The following is a 12,647-nucleotide window of genomic DNA, read 5'->3' as shown; positions in this document are numbered from 1 at the left end:
CGCGGCTTATCACGGCGCCCGGAGAGCGGGGCCCGCGCCGCGCAGCCGCTCACTTCTTCTGGTTCTGGGTCGCCCAGGGGTCCCGGACGTCCGAGCCCTTGGGCGGCTTGGCCGTCGTCTGCGGCGGCGGGCGCGGCGTCCCGCCGGGCCTCACCTTCGCGCCGCCCTTCTCGTCGACCTCGACGAGCTTCACGAGCTTGCTCTGCTCCGTCCCATCGAGCACGACCGTGCTGGGGTGGTACCCCTCGGCCCGGATGTCGATCGTGACCGTCTGCCCCTGCTCCACGTCGATGCTCGCGGGCAGCCTCAGCTCCACGCCGTTGCGGTAGCCGACCGCCGTCTCCGGCACGGCGGCCAGCGCGACCACCGTCTTCTGGACGGCGGGCGGCGGCTCGGGGGCCGGCTTGGCCGCGGGCGCCTCGACCGGCGGCTTCTGCGCCTGCGGGGCCGTGTCCCGCGCGGACCCGCTCGCGCCGATGACGAAGATGGCGGTCACGATCCCCACCGCGGCCGCCGCGCCGGCGACCCACACGTAGCGCGGCCACGGCGAGCGCGGCGGCGACGGCGGCGTCGCCGGGACGATCACCTTCGACGTCTTGAAGTAGTCGTGCGGCACGTTGAAGCCGCCCGAGCGCGCCATCATCTCCGCGACCGCGCCGGGCACGCCCCCGCTCCTCACGCGCTCGAGGTCGTCGTGGAGATCGCTCATCGACTGGTAGCGCGACTCCGGCTTCTTGGAGAGGCACTTCAGGATCACCGCCTCGAGCCCGGGCGGGCAATCCGGGCCGCCGACGAGCGCGCGGATGGGGACCGGCGCCTTGTACATGTGCTGCGTCAGGATCCCCATGAAGTTGTCGGCGTTGAACGGCAGCTGCCGGCTCACGAGCTCGTAGAGCATCACGCCGAGCGAGTAGATGTCGGTCCGGTGATCGATGGGCGCGCCGGCGGCCTGCTCGGGCGACATGTAGTGCGGCGTCCCGAACACCGCCCCGGCGCGCGTCAGCTTGGTCGTCGTGCTCGTCGACACCTTCGCGATCCCGAAGTCGAGGATCTTCACGAAGTTCGGATCGCTGCCGCGCGGCACCACGAACACGTTGTCCGGCTTGAGGTCGCGGTGGATGATGCCCGCGTCGTGCGCGGCGGCGAGGCCCGCGGACAGCTGCAGCGCGATGTGGCAGATGCGGTCCATGGGCAGCTCGTTCGGCGAGTCGATGAGCTGCGCCAGGCTCACGCCCTCCAGGTACTCCATGACGAAATACGTGGAGCCGTCCGGGAGGTCGCCGAAGTCGGAGATGTCGACGATGTGCGGGTTGCCGATGCTCGACGCCGCGCGGGCCTCCTGCACGAAGCGCTCGAAGATCTCGCGGTCCCGCGCGAGCTCGGCGCGGAGCACCTTCACGGCGACGCGCTTGTCGATGACCTTGTGGCGGGCGAGGTAGACGAACCCCATCCCGCCCTCGCCGAGCAGCCGCTCGATCTTGTACCGGTGATCGAACGTCGTCCCGATGTACGGATCCTTCGCGCCGGGCGGCCGCCGCTCGCGCGGCTCGACCTCGTCCGGCGGCGGGATCTCCAGGGAGGGCTCCGCCTCGCTGATCGGGGCCGCGCTCGTCCTGCCGCTCATCTCGTCGGCGTCCGGCTCGCTCTGCCGTCCGAGCCGCGGCGTCTTCTGGCGCAGCGGCGGCGGCGCGCGGAAGCTCGGCGGGATCTCGCTGTCCGGCCCCTCGACCCAGCCCGACCTGGAGGGCCTCGACGAGGGCCGGAGCTCGACGTCCACCGGCACGTCGTCGCCCGCGCCCTCGGGCTCCACGGCGGGCGCGAACGCGGTGCCGACGCCGGACGAGCGGGCGCCGCCAGCCGCGCCGGTGGGGCGCGACGCCGGTGCCTCATCGAGCGCGCCTGCCTCTTGCTCGAAAACTCTGCTGCGCGCGGTGTGGTGCTCGTTTTTGGTGGCGCTCATGAAAGGCTCGCGGGCAGAGGTGCACGCCACATGCCGGCATCAGCGGCAGGGTCGGATCCTAGCAGGTGTTCGGTCCGGGAAGCGAGGGCCTGCGGACGTCGCCCGCAGAAGCCCGCGCGGGCGATCCGATGGCGCGCCGGGGCGAGGCCGCCCCGTCGGGGCACAGCCGCGCTACCTTCTGCGGCTCCGCGCCGCTGCGCCTCTGCGGCGCAGCGGGCACCGTGCCGCGCGCGCCGCGTTCTGCTAGGAGGGCTCCGCGATGAGCTACCCCCTCAAGGTCGTGCTCTACACGGCCGGGATTGCCCTCAATGTCGTAGTTCTTCTGGTTCTCGCCGCGCTGATTTACGATATCGCGACGCAGCGCTACACCATCCGCGTCGCGCTGCAGTACCTCGGCTCCAAGAAGCGGGCGTTCGTTTCGGTCGGCACCACGTTCGCGATCCTCGGGGTCGCGCTCGGTGTCGCGGCGCTCGCGACCGTGATCAGCGTGACCGGCGGCTTCCGGACGGAGTTCCGCGACAAGGTCCTCGGGGTCAACGCTCACGTCCTGGTGATCAAGTATTCCACGGATTTTCGGGAATACAGATCCGTCATGGATCAGGTCGCCAAGGTGCCGGGCGTCATCGGCGCGGCGCCCTTCAGCATCAACCCCATGATGCTGACGCACGGCGACGCCACCGCGACCAACGTGCTCGTGAAGGGGGTCGACCCGGCCAGGAGCCTCGGTGTGGGCGCCGACGGCGCCGCCATGCCGGTGCTCGATCTGCCCCGGTACGTCCTCCCGGGCGGCGATCTCAGCGGGTTGCGGCGCCCCGGGGCGAAGCCGGCCGAGCGCGCGCCGCCGCCGTCGCCGTCCTTGCCCGACGTCCCTCTCCTGGACAAGGGCGCCCGCGGCGCGCTCGAGCCCGACGCGGGCGAGCTCGACCTGCTGAAGGCGTACGAGGAGCGCATCCTGGAGGACGAGCGCAAGGCGGCCGCGCGGGACGCCGGCGCCGAGCCTGCGGCTCCGCCGGCCGAGCCTGACATCGCCGAGGAAGCTGGCGCCGAGGAGGCCGAGCTCGCGATCGCCGAGGGGGCCCCCCAGGGGGCGATCGAGCCGGAGGGCGGCTACGGCAGCAAGCTGCCCGAGGACGACGAGCTGCCGCCCGAGGTCGATCCGGATCCCTGCGCGGACAAGGAGAAGGTCGCCAAGCTGCCGGGCATCGTCATCGGCGCTGGGCTGGCGAAGAACCTGTCCCTCGACATCGGCGAGTGCGTCACCGTCACCTCGCCGACCATCGGCTTCTCGTTCTCGGACGGCGCCATCAAGCCGCCGGTCGCCAAGCAGTTCCGGGTCATCGCGCTCTTCGAGGCGGGCTTCGAGCAGTACGACACCAAGCTGGCGTACGCCGATCTCTACGAGACGCAGGCGTTTTACGATCACGGCGACACGGTGACCGGCGTCGAGATGAAGGTGGATGACATCGACAACGCCAGCAACATCGCGCGCGAGATCACGAACCTCCTCAGCAACGGGCTTTACTACACGATGGACTGGGAGGAGCTGAACCACGGGCTCTTCACCGCGCTGGTCGTCCAGCAGCTCCTCATGAGCGTCGTGCTGGGGCTCATCATCGTGGTCGCCGCGTTCACGGTGATCGCGACGCTGATCATGGTGGTGCTCGACAAGAAGAAGGAGATCGCGGTCCTCAAGGCGATGGGCTCGACCGACTCCGAGATCCTGCGCATCTTCCTGTACCAGGGTGGGATCATCGGCCTCGCCGGCACCACGCTGGGGCTCCTGCTCGGCGTGGCGGTGTGCAAGGGGCTCCTGGTCTACGGCTTCCCGCTCGACCCGAAGGTCTACTTCATCTCCCGGCTCCCTGTGCACGCGACCCCGCAGGCGTTCGCGATCACGGGCGATGTCGCCATCCTCATCTGCCTCCTGGCCACCGTCGCGCCGAGCCTGTACGCCGGGCGCCTGCGCCCCGCCGAGGGCTTCCGCGCGCAGTGATCTCCCCCTCCTGACCGCGCTCCCCGGCCCTCCCCCCCGAGGGCCGGGCACCTCGCCGAGGCCGTCTTACCGCCGCGAGGCCGCGTAGAGCCGCTGCCGCCGGTCGGCCATGTCCAGGTCGGACGCGACGTAGAGCGTGCACTCATCGGGCGAGAGCGACGGCGTCATGACGGCGATCTCCGGCTTGAGGCTCGCCAGCAGCATCTTGGCCTTCTCCCCGGGCACGGGCAGCCCGTCGGCCCCGAGCCGCACGTAGAAGCTCCGCAGCACCGACGCCTGCGCGCAGTCGCCCCGCGCGCTGTACGGCGCCTGGAAGAAGAGCAGGCTCCCATCGGGCGTCACCCACGGCGCGAGGTCGTCGCCCTGCGCCGGGCAGTCGCCGGGCAGGACGATGTAGAGCTCCCGCGCCTCCGCGTCGTCGGCGCGCATCGTGAGGAGCCGGCTCGTGATCTGCCCGCCCTCCTGGTGCTTGTTCATGAACCAGTACCGGTAGGGCCGAACGCCGTGGGCCACCGCCACCGAGTGGCTCCCCCCGTCCAGGTTGAGCACGTCGAACGTCTCCGCCCGGGTCGCCCGGAGCTCGTCCGCGACGAACAGCAGCGGCAGGCTGCCCGGCCCCGCGAGGACGCGATCGAAGAGCAGCGAGCCCAGGGGGAAGTCCGCGCGCGGCGAGGGCGCGTCGACGGGCAGGAGGAGCGGGCCCGACTCCGACTGCGGCGAGTTGACCGCGGGGCTCTCGACCACCTCGCCCGCCGTCCAGGGCCGCCCGGTCGCCGTGGCGATCTGCGCGTCGCTCGACCCGAACGTGGCCACGTAGACGAGCCGCTGCGTCGCCGTGCCCTCGCCCTCGGCGGGCTCCTCGCGCACGCGCGGGAACGCGGGCTTCGACCCCTCGACCTCGATCGCCGTCGGCGCGCCGAACGACAGCGCGCCGACCCGGTCGGCGCAGCGCACGCACGTCTCGCTGGCCGTGCAGAACTCCCCGGCCTTGCACGCCGCGCACCCGCCCTCGCCGCCGCCTCCCGCCGAGGAGGACGACGACGTCGCGGCGCCGCCCCCGCCCCCGTCGCCGCCGCCGCCGCCCCCGCCGCCCCCCGCGCTCGACGACGACGCGGCCGACGCCTCGGCCGCCGTGAACGGCTCGCCGCAGCCGGACGCGCCCCACAGCGCGGCCAGCGAGAAGATCCCGAACAAGCGAAGCGTGCGCACCCGAGCTGCCTCCTGCCGTGTTCCCGGGGCGCGGAGCAGGCGCGCGCCCGGGTCAAGATGCCTTGTTGTAATCCGTGTCCTCAAGGAGGATGACGTTCGTCTTCGACCGGGTCTCGCCGACGCTGGTGACGTAGACCGCGGGCTTGTCCTGCACCGGGCAGACCTTCTCGCACGCGCCGCAGCCGATGCAGAGCGACGGATCGACGTGCGGGCGCTGCACGTGGACCATCTTCATCGGCGGCTCCTTGCCGTGCTCCGCGGGCACGGGCTCGCGCTTCGGGATGTCGACCTCCTCGACCCAGATCGCCTTGGGCGACGTCGGGCAGAACTCCTCGCACACGATGCACGGCACGCTCATCGACCACGGCAGGCAGCGCCCCTGGTCGTAGAACGCGGTGCCGATCGAGATCGGCTTCTGGCCGATCCCCATCTTCTGCTCCTCGGTGATCTTCTGGATCGCGCCGGTCGGGCACACGTCGCCGCAGAGGACGCACGAGTGCTCGCAGTACCCGATGCGCGGGATGACGATCGGCGTCCAGATCCCCTCGATCCCCGCCTCGAAGAACGCCGGGTGGATCGCGTTGTTCGGGCACACCTTCATGCACTCGGCGCACCGGATGCAGCGCTCGAGGAACTCGCGCTCCTCGACCGAGCCCGGCGGCCGGATGACGCGGTGGTCGTAGTTCGCGTCGAGCACGTCGGCGATGCGCGCCGTCGGGATGATCACCGCGCCGGCGGCGGCGGTCGCGAGGGCGGTGCGGCGGCCCGTGTCGGGCGTCACGAGGGCGCTCTTCCGGTTCGGCAGGAAGCGGAACTTGATGACGTCCTCGGGGCAGGCGTTCTCGCAGTTGAGGCACATGTGGCACTCGTCCTGCCGCCACTTCACCCCGCCCTGGGGCGAGTCGGCGCCCTGGCAGTGCACGAGGCACAGGTTGCAGTCGGTGCACTTCGCGTGATCCTTCTGCATCCCGAAGAGCGCGAAGCGGGCGAACACCCCGAGGAAGGCGCCGAGCGGGCAGAGCACGCGGCACCAGAAGCGCGGGATGAAGCGGTTCATGAAGAGGATCGCGATGAACAGGATCCCGACGAACCACGCCTGGTGGAAGTAGAACTGCTTCGTCTGCCACACGCTCGCGGCCAGGAAATCCTGCGCGTGGTCCGCGGCGACCTGCACCGGCCGGCTCCCGGTCGCGGTCGCGGAGCCGGTCACCACGCTGGCGACGTACTGCGCCGCCGGGATGACCGCGAGGCCGATCGCCCGGACGGCCACGCAGATCGGATCGAACAGGCCGCCGATCACGCTGCCGGCCACGCTCGCCGCGAGGAACGCGTACATCAGGTAGTACTTCACCCGCTGCCGCGCGTACGTCTTGTTCGCCTCGACGCGCTTGCCGCCCTTGCCGTAGCGCGACGGGAAGATCCACCCGAAGAAGTGGTGGAGCGTGCCGAACGGGCAGATCCAGCCGCAGAACACGCGCCCGAAGACGAGCGTCAGCGCGAGGATCCCGAGCGACCAGAGCAGGCCGCGGTAGACGGTGTGCGTCGAGAGCAGGGTCATCGCGCCGACGAACGGGTCGGCGAGGAGGAACCCCTCGACGGGCAGCGGCAGGCGGACGCGCGCCTCGGACGAGGCGAACGAGCCGCGGAAGCCGGTCTGGAACAGGAAGTAGAGGAACAGCCCGAGGCAGCCTGCCTGCACGGCGCGGCGCACCCAGACGAGCACCTGGATCGTCTTGCGCGCCGGCAGCCCCGAGCCGGGCCGCCGCTTCGCGCCCGGCCGGACGATCGCGCCCGCCCTGCGCAGCAGCGCGGTCCAGGTTTTTTCGCGTGTCGGCCCCGCGGGCGCCGTCGCGCCGTGGGGGCTCGCCTTCGCGGGCGCCGCGGCCGCTGCAGCCGCCGGGGGACGGTGCGCCGGCCCGGCCGGCGTCGAATCGGAGTCTGCCATGATACTACACCTCGGCGAGCCGCAGGTTCTGCCAGTGCATCGTGCCCAGGCCCCGCTCGTGGCCCATCTTGAGGTACGGGATCTCCTCGGGCTTGCGGCCGATGAGCTGGCACCCGTACGCGTCGGCGGCGACCTGGTCGGTCGTCGCGATCACGGTGTGCATGTCCTTCGCGTCGGCGACGTTCCCGCCCTGCGGCCCGTTGCGCATGAGGACGCGGACGGCGTCCACGATCGTGAGCGTCGGCTGGATGAACGTCGCGAGGTCGGCGATCGACACGTCGATGTTCTGGTGGAGGCGGTTGCGCCGGCCGCCGAGCGCCCCGTACCAGTTCTTCATCGCCGCGGTGTACTTCGACAGGTTGTGGTGCTTCGCGATCGGGACGTTGATGACCTTGTCCGCGTTGACGAGCGGCGTGTAGACGGGCCAGTCGTCGAGCACCTCGCCCTTCAGGCGCATGCCGCGGAAGCGGTGCGCGGCGGGGATGACGACCTCGGCGCCGACGTCGTACGCGGCCTTCCAGATGCCGGAGCGCTGGAAGCAGCGGTTCGGCTCGTTGCACGAGGCGTCGGTCACGATGACGCTCTTGGCGCCGGCGTCGTAGGCGAGGCGCACCACCTCGGCCACGACCTTGGGGTTCGTGTTGGCGGCGTGGATGGGCGTGCGGTCCCACCCGATGTTGGGCTTCACGACGACGACGTCGCCGCGCGAGATGAAGCGGCGCATCCCGCCGAGCGCGTCGACCGCCTTGCGGACCAGGGCGGCGGGGTCCGGCGCGCCCCCGGCGAGCGCCTCGGCGCCGGCGCGGGCGACGACGAGCTGGGGCACCCCCGCGGGCGCGTCGCGGAGCCGGTAGTCGCGCGTCTGCTGGCGCTCGGCGGCGGCGGCGGCGCTGCCGCCGCGGTCCCACCGGGCCGCCGCGACCCCGGCCGCGCCCCCGAGGACGAGGCCCGCTGCGCCCAGCCGACGCAGCACTTCACGTCGAGAGATGTCACCCATGGCCCTCGCCTTCCCTGGCCCTACGGATAGCCTCCCCGGGCGGCTGCCACAAGCAGAGGCGGCCTGGCGGCGACGACGTGGGCCGCCTTCCAGCGCCGGCGATCAGGGAGGAGCGGCGGTGGACGGCGACGAGGCCGCCGGGGTCGCCGTCGCGCCCGCCGCCGGGGACGCGCCCGCCGCGGGGGGCGCGCTCGCCGGCGGCGGCGGCAGCTGCGGCAGCGCGCCGCTCGCGGCGGGCGCCGCCGGCTTCCCCGGCGAGGGCGGCGCGTCGTAGGGATCGGCCGCCTCGGCCCTCAGGCGGTCGCGCTCGGCGGCGCAGCTCGCGCGCTCCGCGTCGCAGGCGGCGCGCTGCTGCGTCGCGGCGGCGAGCTCGGCGGCGCGCTGCTCGGCGAGCGCCTTGGCCTCGTCGCGCTCGGCGGCCATCGCCGCGCGCGCCTTCTCGGCCTCGGCGAGCCGCTCGCGGTCCGCCATGGCGGTCTTCTGCGCGGCGGCGGCGTCGTCCTCGCAGGCCTTGAGGCGCACCGCCTGGGTCGCGTGCAGCGACTGGATCTGGCGGGCGTGCTCCGCCTCCGTCATGGATCCGCTCTTCTGGAGGGTGGCGAGCGTCTCGTTGAACTCCGCGCGATCCTGCTCGCGGGCGGTGCGGCACGCGTTCGCCTCGGACGCTGCGATCTGGTGGGACGCGACGCAGGTGTCGAGCTTGTCGAACGACTCGGCGCCCTTCTGGCGGGCGTGCTCGAGCTCGTTGGCGAGCCGCAGGGTCTCGCGCTTCGAGAAGCCGAGCAGCACGACCGCGCAGCCGACGAGGGTCATCGCGCCGGCCGCGATGCGCACGCGCAGGTAGGAGGTCTTCTGCTTGATCCGCAGCCGCTCGGCCTCGCGCTCGGCCTCGCGCTCCGGCTCGAGCAGCACGTCGAGCTCCTCGGCGAGCTGGGTCATCGACGGGCGCTCGTTCGGGTCGATCGCGAGCCACCGCCGGAGCGCGTCCTGGAACATCTGGCGCGGGCGCCCGGTGAGGTCGGGCAGCGCGTTGTCGGCGAGCGGTTTGTCGGCGCGGACGTCGTGGGAGGCGGCGAGCTCGGTGCGGGTCTGCGCGGACTCGCCCGGGAAGTCCCTCGGGTTGACGAGCGAGTAGAGGAGGGTCGTGGCGAGCCCGTACGTGTCCATCTTCTCGCTCAGCGGCACGACGCCGGGGAAGCCGTTCAGCGCGCGGATCTGCTCGGGCGAGGCGTAGAGCGCCGTGCCTGCGCAGAAGGAGGCCTCGCGCTCCGCGGCCACGCCGAGGTCGAGCAGGATCGGGTGGACGCGGCCGGCGAACCTCGCGAGGAAGATGTTGTCGGGCTTCACGTCCTGGTGGCGGAGCCCTGCGGTGTGGAGCGCCTCGAGCCCGCGCGCGACGGCCAGGAAGATGTCGTGCGCCTCGCGCATGCCGAGGGGGCTGCGCTCGAGGCGCTGCGCGAGGGTCTCGCCCTCGTAGACGGGCATGGTGAGCCACACGTAGTCGGCGTTCATGCCGTGGTCCTTCAGCTGGACGACGTGCGGGTGGCCGACGGTGGCGAGCATGACGAGCTCGCGCTCCACGTTCCGCATCGCGTACAGCGAGCGGGGCATGAGCTTGAGGGCGACCTGGTGCTCGGGGACGTCGATGCGCTGGGCGACGTAGACCTTGCCGAACATGCCCTGCCCGAGGAGGCGCCCGAGCCGGTAGAGCCCGCCGACGATCTGGCCGACGTCGGGGAGGATCGAGGGGCCGCGGCTGCTGGTCGCGGGGTCGTCGGTGCCGCCGCGCGAGGTGGTGCGCACCAGGCTCGACGGGTCCGCCACCGTGACGGCGAACGCGTGGACCATCGTGGTGCGGAGGCTCGGATCGGCGGGCGGCACGGCGGTTGCCAGGGTAGCGGAAGCGGCGAGCGCGGAGAAAAAAGCCGGCAGGCGGGAGACGGCGGGCGCCGGGAGTTTATTCGCGGAGCCTGGCGAAAGCGGAAGGCCGCGCGCCGCCTCGCGCGCGGAGCGCCGCGTCGACGCGGGGCGGCTCACGGAAGCGGTCCGCTGGCGCAGCGCACTCGTGACGAGAGCGTACTACACGGCCCCCGCCGGCGCAGGCGCTCCCCTACTGGGAGGCACCGGCGGCGACTGGGAGCACCGGCGGCTCAGCCATCGAGGGGCGCGGCCGGCGCCGCCGGCGAGGGCCCTGCGGCCGGAGGCGCCGCGGGCGCCGGGCCCGGCTGCGCCTTGGATCGCCGGGCCGCGGCGCGCTTGCGGCGCTCGTAGGCGCTCGTCACCTCGCGCACGATCTCGGGCTGGCTCCGGAACACGAACCGCGCCGCGGACCGCACGAGGCCCATGCGCTCGACCAGCAGCGCCGCCAGCTTGTTGCGGAGCAGCAAGGCCTCCTGCGCCTGCCGGGAGGTCGCCTCCGTTTGCGCCGGCAGGCTCCGCAGCTCGGCCGCCACGGCGCGCGCCTCGTCCAGGTACTGCGCCTTGAAGCCGCCGAGCCCGTCGAGCGCGTCGCGGTGCTTCTCCCCGAGCGTCGCGTAGTCGTGGAGCGCGCTCGCCAGCGCGTCCGCCGTGTCGGGATCCCCCGCGTGCGCCGCGTCGATCCGGGCGAGCATCTCGTCCCGCTCGTCCTCGACGCCGTCGTCGAAGTAGAAGCTCAGCGTCGCCCAGATCTCTCCGAGCAGGAACTTCCCCCGCTCGCGCGGGCTCTTGTTCTTCTCGACGGTCAGCAGATACCGCGTCTGCGCCTCCTGCGTCGCGCGCTGGAGCGAGAGGATCTCCTCCGCCGTCTTCGGCCCGAGGCGCGCCGCGTCGCCCTTCTTGCCGTCCTTCGGGACCGCCGACTCCAGGCCCAGGCGGGTCACCCGCTTCTGGGCGTCCACCTGGGTCTTCCAGTACTTCTCGAAGAACTTCGCCACGTCCACCGCCTCCCCGAGGAGCACGTGCAAGGGCACCGTGCTCACCGGAAGATCAGCGGCGTTCATCTGCTGCACGACGTCGGACCACCGCTCGATATCGCTCTTCTTCGTCATGTCGACCTCCCCTGGGCTGCGGCGCCGGCCATCCCGTCCGGCCCCGCCATCCCGGGCATCCATTCCGGAGAGCCCTGGCCGGGCTCCCCTTTTCTCAAGGACCCGATCGCGTAACTCTCGATCTTTCTCGCCCCGCAAGCAGCCCAGGATGGAGTTCGAAGCGCGCGGGACGCGGAAGCTGCGCGACAGGGCGACGGAGATTCAAGCGCCGTGCCCGGACGGCGCCGCGCCAGGGACGCGCGAACACGCGCCGGGGTGTCCCTGGCGACGCACCTCCTGTCCCTGGCCACTGGCGCCATGTCCCTGGCGCTTCCCCGCATGTCCCTGGCGACTGGCTCCGTGTCCCTGGCGAGGACGCTGCCTGTCGCGCTCGATGTGCACGCTTGTCCCTGACGACGCGCTCGTTGTCCCGGACCGTAGGTCTCGTGTCCCTGGCGCCCCTCGACGAGCGACGCGTCGCTGCGGCTGTCGCTCCGATCGCGCTGCCATCGTGGAAACTTGCCGTGATGGCTGTCGAATCCGCGACGCCGCCTCGCGGCGGGAGAAGCTCGCGGGCGAGCGCGGGGCCGAAGGCGCCGTCATTCGATGCGCAACAACGCAATCCTTTGCGCGACGGGACAGCGACGCTCCCTAGGTGGTCGCGGCCGTCACCTGGCCGGAAGAGCACAAAACTGGCGGAGAACGGCGGGCGCGCGATGCAGCCGCCGGCGGCGGTCTCGGCGGATCGTACCGCCACCGCGGCCCAGGACGCGTTCGGCCTGTTCGACCTCGTGATCCATCCGCCATCCCCCGATCGAAGAGGTGCGCGACGACCGGAGCGCCTGAGGACCTGCGCAGCGCACGCACCTCGGTTCCTGCGTGCGTGGGTGCGTTGTCCCCGCGCAGGGTTCAGGGTCACGGCGCAGCATCGCTGGGGTGGCGCCGCACGCGCGTTCGCGTGCAGCAGCGGCACACGGGCCGAACATCAGGCGAGCAGCTCCCTGGAACGCGCAGGGCGGACGCGAACGGGCGAAACGCGGCGCAGCTCCCGGCGCGCACGGATCGCTCCGGCCAGGCTGGCGCGCCCGATGCACAGGACGATCCCAGGCGCGCGGCCGGGTGCATCGGTCGGGTGCATCGGTTCCACCGGCGCGCCGCGAGATCGGGAATCCACGCAAATGCTCGCCAGAATCGCGCTCGTGATCGTCTCTCTGGAGCTCGCCGGGTGCGCCGCCATCCGCCCGCCGGCGCCGCCGCCCGAGCTCGCCCGCGCCGAGGCGGCGATCTGCGGAGCAGCGCAGGAGGGCGCGGGCGCGGACCGGCGCGCGGCCATGCACCTCGCGCTGGCGCGGAGCGAGCTCGCCCAGGCGAGGCGGCGGCTGTCGGTGGGCGACCTGGAAGCCGCCCGCTGGCTGCTGCGGCGGGCCGAGGTCGACGCGGAGCTCTCGACGCTCATCGTGCGGGAGGCGGGGCTGCGCGACGCCGCGGGGCGCACGCTGGACCAGGCGAGCACGCTCGCCGAGGGGGCGCGGTAG

At 72.5% G+C, this 12,647-nt stretch carries 8 protein-coding genes; 2 read left to right on the top strand and 6 right to left on the bottom strand.

All coding sequences use genetic code 11. The features are described 5' to 3' along the window. Nucleotides 1-49: 49 nt before the first annotated feature. Nucleotides 50-1,960 carry a protein kinase domain-containing protein gene (locus tag WME83_RS08050; RefSeq protein ID WP_437318672.1) on the bottom strand — a complete coding sequence of 637 codons (1,911 nt, stop codon included), beginning with the start codon at nucleotides 1,958-1,960 and terminating at the stop codon, nucleotides 50-52. Between the two features lie 259 nt (nucleotides 1,961-2,219). On the opposite strand from WME83_RS08050, the gene WME83_RS08045 reads away from it, so the two are divergent. After that, nucleotides 2,220-3,953, top strand: a complete 1,734-nt coding sequence (locus WME83_RS08045) for an ABC transporter permease (protein ID WP_437318671.1) — start codon at nucleotides 2,220-2,222, stop codon at nucleotides 3,951-3,953. A 66-nt stretch (nucleotides 3,954-4,019) separates the two neighbouring features. Here the strand turns inward: WME83_RS08045 and WME83_RS08040 are convergent, their stop codons facing one another. From WME83_RS08040 to WME83_RS08020, 5 genes are all read right to left on the bottom strand, one after another. Beyond that, entirely contained in the window at nucleotides 4,020-5,162 is a 1,143-nt protein-coding gene (locus tag WME83_RS08040; protein WP_437318670.1) for a hypothetical protein, read from the bottom strand. 52 nt (nucleotides 5,163-5,214) lie between these two features. After that, nucleotides 5,215-7,107, bottom strand: a complete 1,893-nt coding sequence (locus WME83_RS08035) for a 4Fe-4S binding protein (RefSeq protein WP_437318669.1) — start codon at nucleotides 7,105-7,107, stop codon at nucleotides 5,215-5,217. Between the two features lie 4 nt (nucleotides 7,108-7,111). Continuing rightward, entirely contained in the window at nucleotides 7,112-8,104 is a 993-nt protein-coding gene (locus tag WME83_RS08030; RefSeq protein ID WP_437318668.1) for a DUF362 domain-containing protein, read from the bottom strand. A 102-nt stretch (nucleotides 8,105-8,206) separates the two neighbouring features. Continuing rightward, the gene (locus WME83_RS08025) at nucleotides 8,207-9,985 is read right to left on the bottom strand and encodes a protein kinase domain-containing protein (RefSeq protein ID WP_437318667.1); all 1,779 of its coding nucleotides are present in this window, start codon (nucleotides 9,983-9,985) and stop codon (nucleotides 8,207-8,209) included. 269 nt (nucleotides 9,986-10,254) lie between these two features. Beyond that, nucleotides 10,255-11,133 carry a hypothetical protein gene (locus tag WME83_RS08020; protein WP_437318666.1) on the bottom strand — a complete coding sequence of 293 codons (879 nt, stop codon included), beginning with the start codon at nucleotides 11,131-11,133 and terminating at the stop codon, nucleotides 10,255-10,257. A gap of 1,157 nt (nucleotides 11,134-12,290) precedes the next feature. Between WME83_RS08020 and WME83_RS08015 the strand changes: the two genes are divergently transcribed. Then, nucleotides 12,291-12,647 carry a DUF4398 domain-containing protein gene (locus WME83_RS08015; RefSeq protein WP_437318665.1) on the top strand — a complete coding sequence of 119 codons (357 nt, stop codon included), beginning with the start codon at nucleotides 12,291-12,293 and terminating at the stop codon, nucleotides 12,645-12,647.

The sequence above is a fragment of the Sorangium sp. So ce385 genome (assembly GCF_051474135.1).
Classification (GTDB): domain Bacteria; phylum Myxococcota_A; class Polyangia; order Polyangiales; family Polyangiaceae; genus Sorangium; species Sorangium cellulosum_D.
The sequence above is the reverse complement of the archived record's forward strand: the minus strand, read 5'-3'. Positions and strand labels throughout refer to the sequence as shown.

Bases quoted from the DNA above. Each gene is read 5' to 3' on its own strand.
- WME83_RS08035 (WP_437318669.1), bottom strand. From the start codon at position 7,107: ATGGCAGACTCCGATTCGACGCCGGCCGGGCCGGCGCACCGTCCCCCG.
- WME83_RS08030 (WP_437318668.1), bottom strand. From the start codon at position 8,104: ATGGGTGACATCTCTCGACGTGAAGTGCTGCGTCGGCTGGGCGCAGCG.
- WME83_RS08045 (WP_437318671.1), top strand. From the start codon at position 2,220: ATGAGCTACCCCCTCAAGGTCGTGCTCTACACGGCCGGGATTGCCCTC.
- WME83_RS08020 (WP_437318666.1), bottom strand. From the start codon at position 11,133: ATGACGAAGAAGAGCGATATCGAGCGGTGGTCCGACGTCGTGCAGCAG.
- WME83_RS08015 (WP_437318665.1), top strand. From the start codon at position 12,291: ATGCTCGCCAGAATCGCGCTCGTGATCGTCTCTCTGGAGCTCGCCGGG.
- WME83_RS08050 (WP_437318672.1), bottom strand. From the start codon at position 1,960: ATGAGCGCCACCAAAAACGAGCACCACACCGCGCGCAGCAGAGTTTTC.